The 13208-nt window shown below is 35.7% G+C and carries 13 protein-coding genes and 1 other RNA gene; 7 read left to right on the plus strand and 7 right to left on the minus strand.

Features of this window, described 5'->3' with window-relative positions; genetic code table 11:
- Position 1: 1 nt before the first annotated feature.
- On the minus strand, positions 2-1732 hold the full coding sequence (locus RNZ46_RS13820; protein WP_316982754.1) for a DNA polymerase III subunit gamma/tau: 1731 nt from the start codon (positions 1730-1732) through the stop codon (positions 2-4).
- Positions 1733-2199: 467 nt separating this feature from the next.
- Between RNZ46_RS13820 and rnpB the strand changes: the two genes are divergently transcribed.
- An RNA gene (gene rnpB / locus RNZ46_RS13825) (RNase P RNA component class A) lies at positions 2200-2539 on the plus strand.
- A gap of 62 nt (positions 2540-2601) precedes the next feature.
- Here rnpB and RNZ46_RS13830 read toward each other — a convergent pair.
- From RNZ46_RS13830 to RNZ46_RS13850, 5 genes are all read right to left on the minus strand, one after another.
- Positions 2602-3354, minus strand: coding sequence for a hypothetical protein (locus RNZ46_RS13830; RefSeq protein ID WP_316982755.1), 753 nt, complete (start codon positions 3352-3354; stop codon positions 2602-2604).
- A 79-nt stretch (positions 3355-3433) separates the two neighbouring features.
- Entirely contained in the window at positions 3434-3958 is a 525-nt protein-coding gene (locus tag RNZ46_RS13835) for a nuclear transport factor 2 family protein (protein ID WP_316982756.1), read from the minus strand.
- 168 nt (positions 3959-4126) lie between these two features.
- Positions 4127-4666 carry an RsmD family RNA methyltransferase gene (locus RNZ46_RS13840; protein WP_316982757.1) on the minus strand — a complete coding sequence of 180 codons (540 nt, stop codon included), beginning with the start codon at positions 4664-4666 and terminating at the stop codon, positions 4127-4129.
- Positions 4666-5487: a DUF3822 family protein gene (locus tag RNZ46_RS13845; RefSeq protein WP_316982758.1), complete on the minus strand. Its 822-nt coding sequence runs from the start codon at positions 5485-5487 to the stop codon at positions 4666-4668. The genes RNZ46_RS13840 and RNZ46_RS13845 overlap by 1 nt, the downstream gene beginning before the upstream one ends.
- Positions 5471-6205 (minus strand): hypothetical protein, encoded by a 735-nt coding sequence (locus tag RNZ46_RS13850; RefSeq protein ID WP_316982759.1) that lies wholly within the window; start codon positions 6203-6205, stop codon positions 5471-5473. Before RNZ46_RS13850 ends, RNZ46_RS13845 begins: the two co-directional genes overlap by 17 nt.
- 130 nt (positions 6206-6335) lie before the next feature.
- Between RNZ46_RS13850 and RNZ46_RS13855 the strand changes: the two genes are divergently transcribed.
- The 6 genes from RNZ46_RS13855 to RNZ46_RS13880 all read left to right on the plus strand — a co-directional run bounded on the left by RNZ46_RS13855 (position 6336) and on the right by RNZ46_RS13880 (position 11700).
- The gene (locus RNZ46_RS13855; protein ID WP_316982760.1) at positions 6336-7760 is read left to right on the plus strand and encodes an ATP-dependent DNA helicase; all 1425 of its coding nucleotides are present in this window, start codon (positions 6336-6338) and stop codon (positions 7758-7760) included.
- Positions 7761-7884: 124 nt separating this feature from the next.
- Complete coding sequence (locus RNZ46_RS13860) at positions 7885-8460, plus strand: DUF4126 domain-containing protein (protein ID WP_316982761.1); 576 nt, start codon at positions 7885-7887, stop codon at positions 8458-8460.
- A gap of 37 nt (positions 8461-8497) precedes the next feature.
- Positions 8498-9226, plus strand: a complete 729-nt coding sequence (gene kdsB, locus RNZ46_RS13865) for a 3-deoxy-manno-octulosonate cytidylyltransferase (RefSeq protein WP_316982762.1) — start codon at positions 8498-8500, stop codon at positions 9224-9226.
- Between the two features lie 52 nt (positions 9227-9278).
- A complete protein-coding gene (locus RNZ46_RS13870; protein ID WP_316982763.1) occupies positions 9279-9983 on the plus strand; it encodes an HAD family hydrolase in 705 nt (234 codons plus the stop codon).
- A gap of 84 nt (positions 9984-10067) precedes the next feature.
- A complete protein-coding gene (locus RNZ46_RS13875; protein WP_316982764.1) occupies positions 10068-11150 on the plus strand; it encodes an iron-containing alcohol dehydrogenase family protein in 1083 nt (360 codons plus the stop codon).
- A 1-nt stretch (position 11151) separates the two neighbouring features.
- Positions 11152-11700 carry a 1-acyl-sn-glycerol-3-phosphate acyltransferase gene (locus tag RNZ46_RS13880; RefSeq protein ID WP_316982765.1) on the plus strand — a complete coding sequence of 183 codons (549 nt, stop codon included), beginning with the start codon at positions 11152-11154 and terminating at the stop codon, positions 11698-11700.
- A gap of 298 nt (positions 11701-11998) precedes the next feature.
- Here the strand turns inward: RNZ46_RS13880 and RNZ46_RS13885 are convergent, their stop codons facing one another.
- On the minus strand, positions 11999-13189 hold the full coding sequence (locus RNZ46_RS13885; RefSeq protein WP_316982766.1) for a retropepsin-like aspartic protease: 1191 nt from the start codon (positions 13187-13189) through the stop codon (positions 11999-12001).
- Between the last annotated feature and the right edge of the window lie 19 nt (positions 13190-13208).

Consider the following 13208-nt stretch of genomic DNA (forward strand, 5'->3'; position numbering starts at 1 on the left):
TTTATATATCCAAACCAAAAGTTTTTCTTAAGGTTTCAATATTCGGGTTTTTAGCCTTTAATTTTTCAAATTTATCCGCACTGGTGTAGGCGTATTTTTTTTCTAAAACCTCATTTACGGTAATTGATAAATTGATGTCGAAATTATTTAAGCTCTTTCTAATATACCCCAATAAATCGAATTGCTGACGCTCAACTTCCAACTTGTTGGTTTCGTTGGGGAATTCTAAATGAATTGTCGTGTCTTTTAGTTTTGGTTTATCAATGCGCAAAATAGAAGCTAGGTTATATTGCCCTTTACCTTCAACTATTTTAACATAGGCATTCCAAGTATCTACCATTTGCTTTTCGGTAAAAGCTTCTTTGGGTAAGTTTTCTTCATCAATAACAACATCCATTTGCCGTATTTGATGTTCTTTTTTAGCTCTGATACTGCTTAACGACAATCCGGATGTACGTTTACTATCTTGCTTTAAAATAATTTTTGGTGGTTCCTTTACCTGCAAATTCGCTACTGCTGCCGGCACCGCTTCTTTTTTAGTTTGGGTTTCTAAATTATCGCTATGCGCCTTGTTTTCCGCCGTTTTTGGTGGTACGGTAACGGGAATAGGCGTAATACCTTTCTTTTTAAAATACGATGCTGGTATTATGTAATGTTTGCTATTTTTTTTTTCTCCATCAAAAGTGATAGAGGCAAGCTGCATTAAACAAAGCTCAACAAGTAAGCGTTGGTTTTTACTGGTTTTGTATTTCAGGTCGCAATCGTTGGCGAGATTTATAGCTTGCATTAAAAAGGCTTGCGACGCCTTTTTGGATTGCTCTAAATATTTATTTTTTGTTTTTTCGCCAACCTCCAAAAGTTCGATGGTTTCTGGAGTTTTACTCACTAGTAAATCTCTAAAATGCGAGGCTAATCCCGCTATATAATGATGGCCGTCGAAGCCTTTTGAAAGCGTATGATTAAACTGAATTAATAACTCGGGAATGTTGTTTTCTAAAATAAGGTCGGTGCTCGTAAAATAGGTTTCGTAATCCAGCACATTCAAATTCTCGGTAACCGCTTGTCGCGTTAAATTTTTACCAGAAAAACTAACCACACGGTCAAAAATAGAAAGCGCATCACGCATCGCGCCATCTGCTTTTTGTGCGATGATGTGCAAGGCATCATCTTCAGCGGTTACGCCTTGTTCTTCGGCGATATATTTTAAATAGCCTTTGGCGTCTTTTACGGTAATGCGTTTAAAATCGAAAATTTGGCAGCGCGATAAAATCGTTGGAATTATTTTGTGTTTCTCGGTAGTGGCGAGAATAAAAATACAGTGTTTTGGAGGCTCTTCCAATGTTTTTAAAAACGCATTAAAAGCCGCTTGCGATAGCATGTGCACCTCATCAATAATATACACTTTGTATTTGCCCACTTGTGGTGGAATACGAACTTGATCGGTTAAATTTCTAATATCATCAACCGAGTTGTTTGATGCGGCATCGAGCTCAAAAATATTAAAGGCGAAATCTTCATCACCTGTTTCGGTGCCATCGCTATTAATCATTTTTGCCAAAATACGGGCGCATGTTGTTTTTCCAACACCTCGAGGGCCTGTAAATAAAAGGGCTTGCGCCAAATGATTGTTTTCAATAGCATTTAATAAGGTATTTGTAATAGCTTGCTGGCCCACCACGTCTCTAAACGTTTGGGGTCTGTATTTTCTAGCCGATACTACAAAGTGCTCCAATGTTATTATTGCTTTTTGAATAGATAACAAAGTTAAAAATTCAATTTGGAATTCAGTATTTTGAACTTAGAATTTAATAGGAGTTATTAACAAGTTATTGTTGTTAAGTTGATGCGGATTTTAATGGTTTTGTGGAAAAAAAACGAGCTTCTCTGAAAACATAACTGCTTTTCACTTTAAAAACCAGAACCCAGCAAACAAGCGCGTTAAGGATTGAAGCGGCATCCTTTTTTTTAAAGAAAGGCATTTACTTTGTTTAAAACTTTTATTTAACAGATAGCCACGTCCTTCGTCCTCGCTATGACGTTAAAAAAAGATATAGCGTAAAGCCTGACCCTTTTTAGGGTAACGCCCAAATATTTAAATATATTAAGAAATGGCATTTGTTTGTTGTAATTTTGCAGGCAAGTAAATCGCCTTATCGCTCTTGTGCTGAATTTATTTCAGCATCTTTTCATTTTAATGTAAAAGTTAATTTGAGGAGTTACTGAAACAAGTTCAGCACTTGGGAGGAAAGTCCGAACACCGTAGTGCAACATAGTGGTTAATGGCCACCAACCGTGAGGTTAGGAAAAGTGCAACAGAAAGTATGTACAGGTAATGCTGTAGTGAAACCGGGTAAACTCTATGTGGTGCAATGTCATGTAAACCAGCGTTCCGATAACTATCGGGAGAGGGCGGCACGCTCGATGCTGGAGGGTAGGCAGCTAAAGTGTATGGGTAACTATGCACTCAGATAAATGATAGGGGTGTTTTGGGTTTTAAATTCAGGACATACAGAATTCGGCTTATAGATTTGCTTAAGTATAAATAAAACCCTTCTTTGGTTATTAAAGAAGGGTTTTTTGGTTAAAAATGGTTGGTAGATACTATTCTTCTTTTGGTGAATACGATAAATCCGGACGCATCTCGCCTGTGTATTCTTCTGTTCTTGTGGTGTAATTCATTACTTTGGCAAAAGTATCCCATCGGTCTGGACCTAAAACTTCTTTGTTTGCTTCGCCTCTTTTAGCAGAATCTATAGCGTCTTTTGCAGGAATAGAAACTAAGTAATAGTTTTCAATTTGTCCAAACCCATTGCGGTACACATTATAATATTCCATTGAGCCTTTGCTTTTAAATAAGGCCTTAACAGCTTTCATGCCCTCGCGTATTTTTTTGGCATTTGCTGGGGTGTAATACATGTAAAACCATGTTCGGTAGTTTTCGTCCTCGGCAGGTTTAGCGTCTTCGGCTGGACTGTAGCTAAGCGCGTCGTCTTTTACAATTACATAGGTGCCGTGCGAGTCGTAACACGCATCGAAGCGATCGAACAGTTCGCCAAATTTGTCGCCCATAGCTTTTGCCATGTCTGCAAAGGGGCGCTTATCCAGTTCTGCAAAGTTTTCAATGGGGGTAATGTAAAAATACTTAAAATCGTTAGATGCTGCTGTAAACCAAGAGGTTTGTACATTGTGCTCAACACTTGCCGCTTGGAATTCTTTAGCAATTTTTTCGTATTCCATAAATTTGGAAGGTTTTACATTGTCTTGATGAACTTGATAGGCTTGCTGCGCCATTGAAAAGTTTAGCGTAAGGCATAGCATTGATGCTAAAAGCATAGTTGTTTTGATTGTCTTCATAATTAATTGTTTTAATTGGTTGGTTATTTTATTGTTGATAATAACTATTAATTAATTTTGAAGGGGCATTGTATTTATGCTAATTTAAGGCCTCTCCTACAGCTTCAGCGCTTTCCATTTCTCCAGCTTCAATTTCTATAAAGGCTGCAGTGATTGAGGCGGTATCGTAATACCCGTATTCCTTAACTACTTTGCCATCTGCAAATTGAGAGGTTAAATGCACGGGGATTACCAACTCTTTGCCATTGGCTTTTAGTTTTCCGCTCCAAACAGACCAATAGTTTACCCATTTTTTGCCTTCTTTGTCGATAACCATTTCCAACACCGTTTTATCATCGGAAAACCCGTAGGATGTAAAATTAGAAATCATATCTTGATGACGTTTCATACTTTCCAGATAAGGGATGCCCGTATTTTTGTTGTGGAATACTTGTGCAGTATCGGCAAAGTGAGATTTCCAAGCCTCCCAATCTTGGGCTTCGTAGGCTTTTATTCTCTCTTTTATGGATTCAATTTCGGGAGACTCTGAAAAATAACGTTGTGGCTCCTGATTACAGGATACGACTAGGGTTAGAATAAGCCCTAATAGGATAAGTTTTTTCATTTTATTTAAGGATTTTAATTAATAGTTCCAATAAATAACCATAACCAAACTTAAAAAAAGACATGCTTTTTTAGAGAGAATAAAGTTTAAGTTTAGAGCCAGGCACTATTAAGGTGAAATCTAATTTACTGAAAAAAAAGCAATTAGGGACTAAATGTTTGGGAAAACTTAGTTGGCTTCAAAAAAACTAAACATGTTACCGCCATAACTTTTAGAATAGCTAAAGTGGCTTAGATGGGATAAATTGGTGTGTTTGGAATGTTCGATAATTAACAAACCATCTTCTAATAACAAATCGTTTTGAAACACTAATTCTGATATTTTCGCAAACTGCTCTTCAGTAAAACCATAGGGTGGATCTGCAAAAATAATGTGGGTTTGTAAAGCGGATTTTTCTAAAAATTTAAACACATCACTTTTTATGGTGTTTATGGGCATATTAAATTTTGCAGCAATCTGGTTTATAAATTTTATACAGCCATAATCTTGATCTACGCTCGTGATGTGTTGCGTGCCTCTTGAGGCAAACTCGTAACTTATATTACCAGTTCCGGCAAACAAGTCGAGTACGGAAATAGCATCAAAATAAAAATGATTGTTTAAAATGTTAAACAACGATTCCTTCGCCATATCGGTTGTGGGGCGCACCGGCAAGTTTTTTGGTGCTACAATTTTTCTGCTTTTATATAATCCTGAAATAATGCGCATTAAAAACTGTGTATTAAAGTGAAGTTGGAAGGGTTGGGTTCAACAGGTTGTAAATATTTGTAGTTGTCTAGCCGTTTTCCAAAGCTAACATGTCTAATGTATTTATAAGCGATGTTGTATAATTCATCATCTTTTGAAATGTTACCAATAAGAATTAAATGTAGCGTTTCTGGGTTAAGTTTTAATTGTTCGGCAGTAAATAAGATATAATAAATAAAATCTTCTTTTGTGCTAAACTCAAAGGTGTTGTAGAGCTTAAGTTTGCCTTTTTCTGTTACAATAATTTCAAAATGGGTGGTATTTACATTGATGTAAACTTTGGTGTCATCCGCATTTTTTTCGATTGAAAGTACGCGCTCGATTAAAATGGTAGAAAAATGTTTGTATGTAAAGCTTCCGAATTTCTCGTAAATATAATTATTGATGTTTATGTACGGCACATATACGTTAACGCTATCGTTAGAATCAATAGTATCAAAAGCGATAAAATCGGATTTTAGGATTTTAGAATTGAATTTTAAATAATCGGCTAAACAAGCTTCTTTAAACAATGGTTTTGGCACTAGGGTTGAAAGCTCGTTGGTGTGTATAACGTTAATATTATTAAACGAAACCTGTAAAGCCCCTTCGGTATCAAATACGTGAATGAGCTTGTCTAAAACTTCAAATGGGTTTAATTTTTTTTCAAAGTCAATATGTTTTAAAGCTGTAACCGTTTTGGTATCACTTTGCAGTATACAAAAAGAAAGTCCACTCAAACTTATTTGAATGGACAATTCTTGATTAGTTAGTTTATTATAGGGTTTATTCGTTAGCGCCATATGTTTTTGGCCAGTTTCCTGAGGTATTTACTTCGTCCATAGAGCCTACTTTTAAGGCATCACCATTTACACCGTCAACCGATACGACTTGGTTTTCCTGTAATACAAGATCTCTATCTTGGTCAAATAAAATCACATCTTTTTTAACTTTGGCTTCAAATACAGCTATTTTTGTATTGTTTTGCTCTATAAACCCAGCTTTTAGGTCGAACTTAGCCCCTTCTTTTCCAACGGGTACATTCATCATAGTTTTATAACGATCGGAGTTTTTAAATAAGGAGTCTTTAACAGGCACAAATCCTAAAGTATCAATTAATACCTTATCTTCATACATATCAACGCCAAATTGTTTAGACAAAACAGGATCTATAACACTAGTGTCACGGCGTTGTGTAATGGTAAATTGAGCAGTGTCAATAAATTTCACCAAACTATTAAAGTCTCCTGCAAAATTTCCCGTTACTTTTCTGTGAGCCAATTGTGCGTTTCTTATGTCATTTAAACTTTTAATAACTTCAGCATAACGCTTGTTTTTTAATTTGTTAAAGTGCACAGGACCGTAAACAGATTGGAATGTATTATATCCTAAAAAAGCAATAGCAATCCAAAGTACAACTTGTAACAAAGGTTTAAATTTAATGGGAATAAATTTGTCAACTAACTTAACTAAGCCAATTGTTACAAGAATTACAGCAATTGCAACGAGAATTAATTTCATGGTACGTTATTTATTAAATAAAATTTATTAATGGTATTTAGCAAATCTACAATTTTTTTTTAATCGTAAAAACCAAAGTACGTAAAAATCATTTCTATATTTGAATAATTTATAAATTATTTTGTTTTAAATGACCTCAGCCGAATTTTACACCCTTATAAAACAGCAGTTTCCGTTTCAACCTACCTTAAAGCAAAATATTGTATTGCAACAGCTTTCAGAGTTTATTTTCAGCAAAAGCCCAAATGTGTTGTACGTGTTAAAAGGTTATGCCGGAACGGGTAAAACCACCATTGTTGGTACCATTGTTACCAATTTATGGAAAGCCAAAAAAAGCGCGGTTTTAATGGCTCCAACGGGTAGGGCGGCTAAAGTAATTTCGAATTATTCTAACAAAGAAGCCTTTACCATTCACAAAAAAATATATTTTCCTAAAAAAGATAAGGGTGGCGGTGTGAAGTTTATTTTACAGCCCAACAAACATAAAAACACCATTTTTATTGTGGATGAAGCTTCCATGATTCCGGACACGCCGGGGGAATCTAAATTCTTTGAAAACGGTTCTTTACTTGACGATTTGATGCAATACGTGTATTCCGGCCACCAATGCAAATTGCTTTTAATTGGAGATACCGCACAATTACCACCGGTAAAACTCGATTTAAGTCCAGCCTTAGATGAAAATAAATTGGCTTTAAACTACAACAAGGAAGTTACAAAAATGGAGTTGGACGAAGTGATGCGCCAAGAACAGGATTCCGGAATTTTAGAAAATGCCACCGTGTTGCGCGAAGCTTTATCAAGAAATGTCCACGATGCTTTTAAGTTCGATTTAAACGGTTTTAAGGATATTGTAAGATTGGTTGATGGTTACGATATTATGGATGCCATAAATGACGCTTACAGTAATTTAGGTAACGAGGAGACCGCCATTATTGTGCGAAGCAATAAACGCGCAAATCTGTATAATCAGCAAATACGGAGTCGGATTCTATTTAACGAACACGAGTTAACCGCCGGCGATTATTTAATGGTGGTTAAGAATAATTACTTTTGGATTAAGCCCACAACCGAAGCCGGTTTTATTGCCAATGGCGATATTATCGAGGTTTTAGAAATTTTTTCGATTAAGGAATTGTACGGTTTTCGCTTCGCGGAAGTAAAAGTGCGTATGGTCGATTACCCGAAAATGCGCCCTTTTGAAACCGTTTTACTTTTGGATACTATTAATGCCGAAACGCCCTCGTTACCTTACGAAGAATCGAATAAACTGTATCAAGAAATTCAAAAAGACTACGAAAACGAAACGAGTAATTACAAAAGATTCTTAAAAATAAAGGGCAACAAACATTTTAATGCGTTGCAGGTTAAATTTTCGTATGCCATAACTTGTCATAAATCCCAAGGTGGGCAATGGCACACCGTTTTTGTCGAGCAACCTTATTTGCCCAATGGTGTTGATAAGGATTATTTACGTTGGTTATACACCGCTGTAACCAGAGCTAAAGAAAAATTATATCTTATAGGTTTTAAAGATGATTTTTTTGAGGAATAATCAATGGGTCTCCGTATTCAGTTGCGTTAGGCAGTCAATTTAATTGAATTCGTAAATTTTAGTATATTATAAAAAGTTTAATATTAACAAAAAACAAAAAGTCCCCTTTGGGGATTTAGGGCTTATGACAGTTGAAACCATTATTAGTATATGTTTGGGCATAGGGCTTGCCGCATCGGTTGGGTTTAGGGTGTTTTTGCCCTTGTTTGCATTAAGTTTAGCGTCATATTTTGATGTTTGGCAACTCAACGAATCATGGCAATGGATTGGAAGCTCAACGGCATTATTAACTTTAGGCGTCGCTACTTTAGTAGAGATTTTCGCCTATTTTATACCTTATATAGATAATTTATTGGATAGTATCGCCGTACCTCTGGCGGCACTCGCAGGAACGGCGGTAATGATGTCTACGGTGGCCGATTTAAGTCCTGTTATAACCTGGTCTTTAGCCATTATCGCAGGTGGCGGAACGGCAGCAGCTATTGCCGGAACCTCAAGTACAACCCGGTTGGCATCCACGGCCACAACGGGAGGCATAGGGAATCCCATAGTATCCACCATTGAAACTGTTACGGCTACGGTGATGTCCATTATTTCAATATTTCTACCCATTTTGGCTATCATTTTAGTGGCTATTATATTATTTATAATTTTCCGATTATATAAAAAGTTTAAACCATCTAAAGTCAAAAATCAGTAATATTTATAGTATTTTTGAATTACATTATTTAGCATAGATGAAAATAATCTCAATGATTCCGGCGCGTTACAGCGCCACACGTTTCCCCGGAAAACTCATGCAGGATTTGGGCGGAAAAACCGTTATTCGTCGCACGTATGAAGCCACCGTTGCCACCAATTTGTTTGATGATGTTTTTGTGGTTACCGATAGCGATATCATTTACAAAGAGATCGTAAACAACGGCGGTAAAGCCATTATGAGCATAAAGGAACACGATTGCGGTAGCGATAGAATAGCCGAAGCCGTTGCCGATTTAGATATTGATATTGTTGTAAATGTTCAAGGCGATGAGCCTTTTACAGATGCAGGATCATTAAAAAAACTGATAGAAGTTTTTAAAGATGACCACGATAAAACCATTGATTTAGCCTCTTTAATGGTGCATATTACCGATGATGAAGAAATTAAAAACCCCAATACGGTAAAGGTTATTGTCGACAATACGAATTTTGCGTTATACTTTTCGCGCAGCGTCATTCCATTTGCGAGAGATAAAGCGGTTGATGTAAAATATTACAAACACAAAGGCGTTTATGCCTTTAGAAAAGCGGCTTTATTGGATTTTTACCGATTACCGATGCTTGCTCTGGAAGCTTCTGAAAAGTTAGAGCAATTACGCTATTTGGAGTACGGAAAACGTATTAAAATGGTTGAAACCGATGTGCAGGGTGTTGAAATTGATACTCCAGAAGATTTGGAACGCGCAAATAAATTATGGAAATAAAATTTGTCACCTTGAACGCAGTCGAAAGGTTTTTTAATAATAAAATTTTCATTTGGATATAAACTATCAACATATAAAAGTTATTGGTTTCGATGCCGACGATACACTTTGGGTTAACGAAACTTATTTTCGAGAGGCAGAGGACGAAATCCAACGTTTATTGTCAAAATACGAAACGCCCAATAAAATAGACCAAGAGCTGTTTAAAATGGAAATGAAAAACCTTCCGCTTTATGGCTATGGCGTAAAGGCTTTCATTTTATCGATGGTTGAGGTAGCTTTAGAATTATCAAATTATAACGTTTCAAATAAAACCATTGAAGCCATTTTAAATATTGGTAAAAACATGCTTGAAAAACCGGTGGAGTTGCTTGATGGCGTTGAAGACGTTTTAAGTGTATTATCAAAAAAGTACCGATTGATATTAGCCACCAAAGGCGATTTATTGGACCAAGAACGCAAACTGGAAAAATCCGGGTTAACCAAATATTTTCATCATATCGAAGTATTAAGTGATAAGCAAGAGCGCAATTATTCAAATCTTTTGAGTCATTTGGATATTAAACCTTCAGAGTTTTTAATGATAGGAAACTCTTTAAAATCGGATGTTTTGCCCTTAGTAAACATAAATGCCCATGCCATTCATATCCCATTTCATACCACATGGGCGCACGAAACAGTAAGCAAGAAAGAAACGAATGGTAAAACGTACAAGACCATTAGTGGTTTAAGAGAAGTTTTAAATTTATTGGATTAATTGGTAAGATATTTCATGGTCTTTTAACCCAGTAAAAATGAAAATAGTACTATTTTTACATTTTGAAAAAAGAAATTACATTAAATGAATTATAGAAACTTTCCCATGGTGCCAAGAGTAATTTTTGGCAGAGGTAGTTTTAATCAGTTAAATGATATTATTGCCCCAAAACGATTAAGCATTAATGCGCCATTTATTTTTTTGGTAGATGATGTTTTTAAAAACAATACTTGGTTGTCCTCTCGAATACCTACATCGTATGATGACCGAATTATTTATATATCAGCAAATGAAGAACCCAGAACATCGCAAGTCGATACGCTGGTTGAAGATATTATTTTAAACACCAAAGAACGCCCTTCCGGAATTATTGGAATTGGTGGAGGTACTATTTTAGATTTAGCCAAAGCGGTATCTATCATGATTACCAACAAGGGAGAAACCAAAGATTATCAAGGTTGGGATTTGGTAAAAAACCCAGCCATTTACCATGTGGGCATTCCTACAATATCGGGCACAGGGGCAGAGGTTTCGAGAACAACAGTGTTAACGGGACCGGAAAGAAAACTAGGCATAAATTCAGATTACACACCTTTTGATCAGGTTGTTTTAGATTCAGAACTTACCAAAGACGTACCCACCGAACAGTGGTTTTACACTGGTATGGACTGTTATATTCATTGTATAGAGTCGCTTACGGGCACCTATTTAAACGCCTTTAGCCAAAGTTATGGCGATATGGCTTTGCAACTATGCGAAGAGATATTTTTAACCGATAATTTATCACGTGTTGATGCCCAAGAAAAACTCATGATGGCATCGTGGCACGGTGGTATGAGCATAGCCTACTCGCAAGTTGGTGTGGCACACGCTATGAGTTACGGATTATCTTATTTGTTGGGCACAAGGCATGGTATAGGCAATTGCATTGTTTTTGATCATTTGGAAGAATTTTATCCCGAGGGCGTAAAAGTATTCAAAGCCATGAAAAAGAAACATAATATTGTATTGCCTAAAGGCATTTGTGCCAATTTAAGCGATAGGGAATTTGACATCATGATTAATATATCGCTTAGTTTAGAACCGCTTTGGGAAAACGCATTGGGTAAAAATTGGAAAAAAATAATGACACCCAAAAAATTAAAAGAACTTTACCAAAAGATGTAATATGCGGTGGTTAGCCAAATTTATTTACTTTAAGCTTTTAGGTTGGAAAGCGGTTGGCAACACCAATTTTTCTAACGATACAATTAAAAAAGCGGTAATTATTGCTGCACCACATACCAGTTGGCACGACTTTTATATCGGCGTTTTATTGCGTTCTGTGCTCGGAATTAAAACAAATTTTGTTGGTAAAAAAGAATTATTCGTCTTTCCTATTGGCTGGTTTTTTAAAGCTTTGGGAGGCGCGCCCATTAACCGGCAATCCAATGAAAATAAAGTGCAGGCCATAGCAAAGTTATTTGCTGAAAAAGAAGAATTTAGAATGGCAATGGCTCCAGAGGGCACCAGAAAAAAAGTAGACAAATGGCGCACCGGTTTTTATTATATCGCTAAGGAAGCTAATGTACCAATTATTATGTTTACGCTGGATTTTGAAAATAAACAAAACAAGATTTCAGAACCCTTTTATCCTACGGATGATATAAAGGCAGACTTTGAATTTATGTATAATTTCTATAAAGGGGTAAAAGGAAAAGTGCCTGAGTATTCGTAGCCGTTTTTATATGAAATTGAGCTGTAAAATAAACTTTGGCATAAATTTTGAATACTATTATGTAGTATAACGAATGAAACATAAAGTAAACCAGTCACTGGCTCTAAAAAGAAACATTCGATTTATAGACACTTAAAGCTACTTTACTAAAAGTAGCTTTTTTTATTTCGAGACCTAACAGGTTTCAAAAACCTGTTAGATCTTGTCGGGTTTTCTAATTTCCTAAATCTAGGTTTTCTTTTTCGCCGTTAAAACCTTTTTTAGGGGCAACCCAAAACCAGCTGTTAAATTGCGGTTTTTACTGCGGCAATGTTCTTTTTGCCATTACGTTTTTTATAAAGCCTTTGGAGGTTTTAATGGTTAGCGCAACCGTGTCCTTTTTAGGGAACAAGGTTTTTGACGTTATAAAATCACAAATATCAATTTGCGGTACATCGAGTGTGTTTAATTTTATAATTTCATCGCCAAAGCTAATTTTATTTTTCAAATTTTTATCCCAAACAACACCAACAACAAGTTTGTTGTTAATTACCGTAGGGCTAAATCCTAGTAGCTTTTCCTTTAAATCAATGGTGCTTTTATACGAAGAAAAATAGAATTTTTTGTTTAAAAAATCTATGGTCATAATGCCATGCTTTAACGCCTCAGAACCAATCCTGGAGTTATCATCGTTCGTGGTTTCTGTGGTTACATTTTTAAAAATGGTATGGTTTATCTTTAAGGTATCAACAGTAACCCTATAAAGTTTACTCTTTTTTGCTGCACCAAAAAAACCAATGCTTTTGCTGCCAAGGCCTTCACTTTGTACTTTGAATATCTTGTTTTTTTGAAGTGCGTTAAAGTTTTTTAACGATACATCGTAAAACCCTTTCATGCCTGTGTCAATTAACAAATGCTCTCTAGCCTTTTTTTCTCCATGTAAATTAATCCAGATGTACGGGCTTTTTTGCCTGCCAATTAGATACAGTTTTGCAGCATCGCCTTTGTTTAAAGTAAGCTTCTTTTTATTATTGGTGAGCCGAATCACTTTTGCTTTTAAATCTATTTGAACTATCGATTTTTGCAGCATATTACTCCCAATAATACCATCAATTTCAAAACAATCAAAAATAAAATTTTGCTTATTCGTATCTACTAATGTGGGGCAGTTTTTAAAGGAAATTCCGCCCATCGTAATTTCTGGTACCGACACCACTTCTAAACTATTCCGTTTACTTGTGGCATCTTTAATATTGATGCTTTTTATGGCATTTGTTTTAATGTCATTTTTAATTTGAGCCGATATCAAGTTTGGCGCACCCGTATCAAACAAAAAACGGTAGGTTTTATTTTGAATGGTGACTGGGATAATTATTTTTTCTGAAATATATTCAAAATCAATTTCAGTATAATAGTTTTTTGGGGTAACCAACCCTTTGGTGAATAAATTTTTTTGACCAATAGATGGAATTGAAACTAAAAGAAAAATGAAGGCTATAATTTTTTTCATTTTAAGAAATAATATTTTT

Origin of the sequence: Hwangdonia lutea, assembly GCF_032814565.1 — a bacterium.
GTDB lineage: Bacteria > Bacteroidota > Bacteroidia > Flavobacteriales > Flavobacteriaceae > Hwangdonia > Hwangdonia lutea.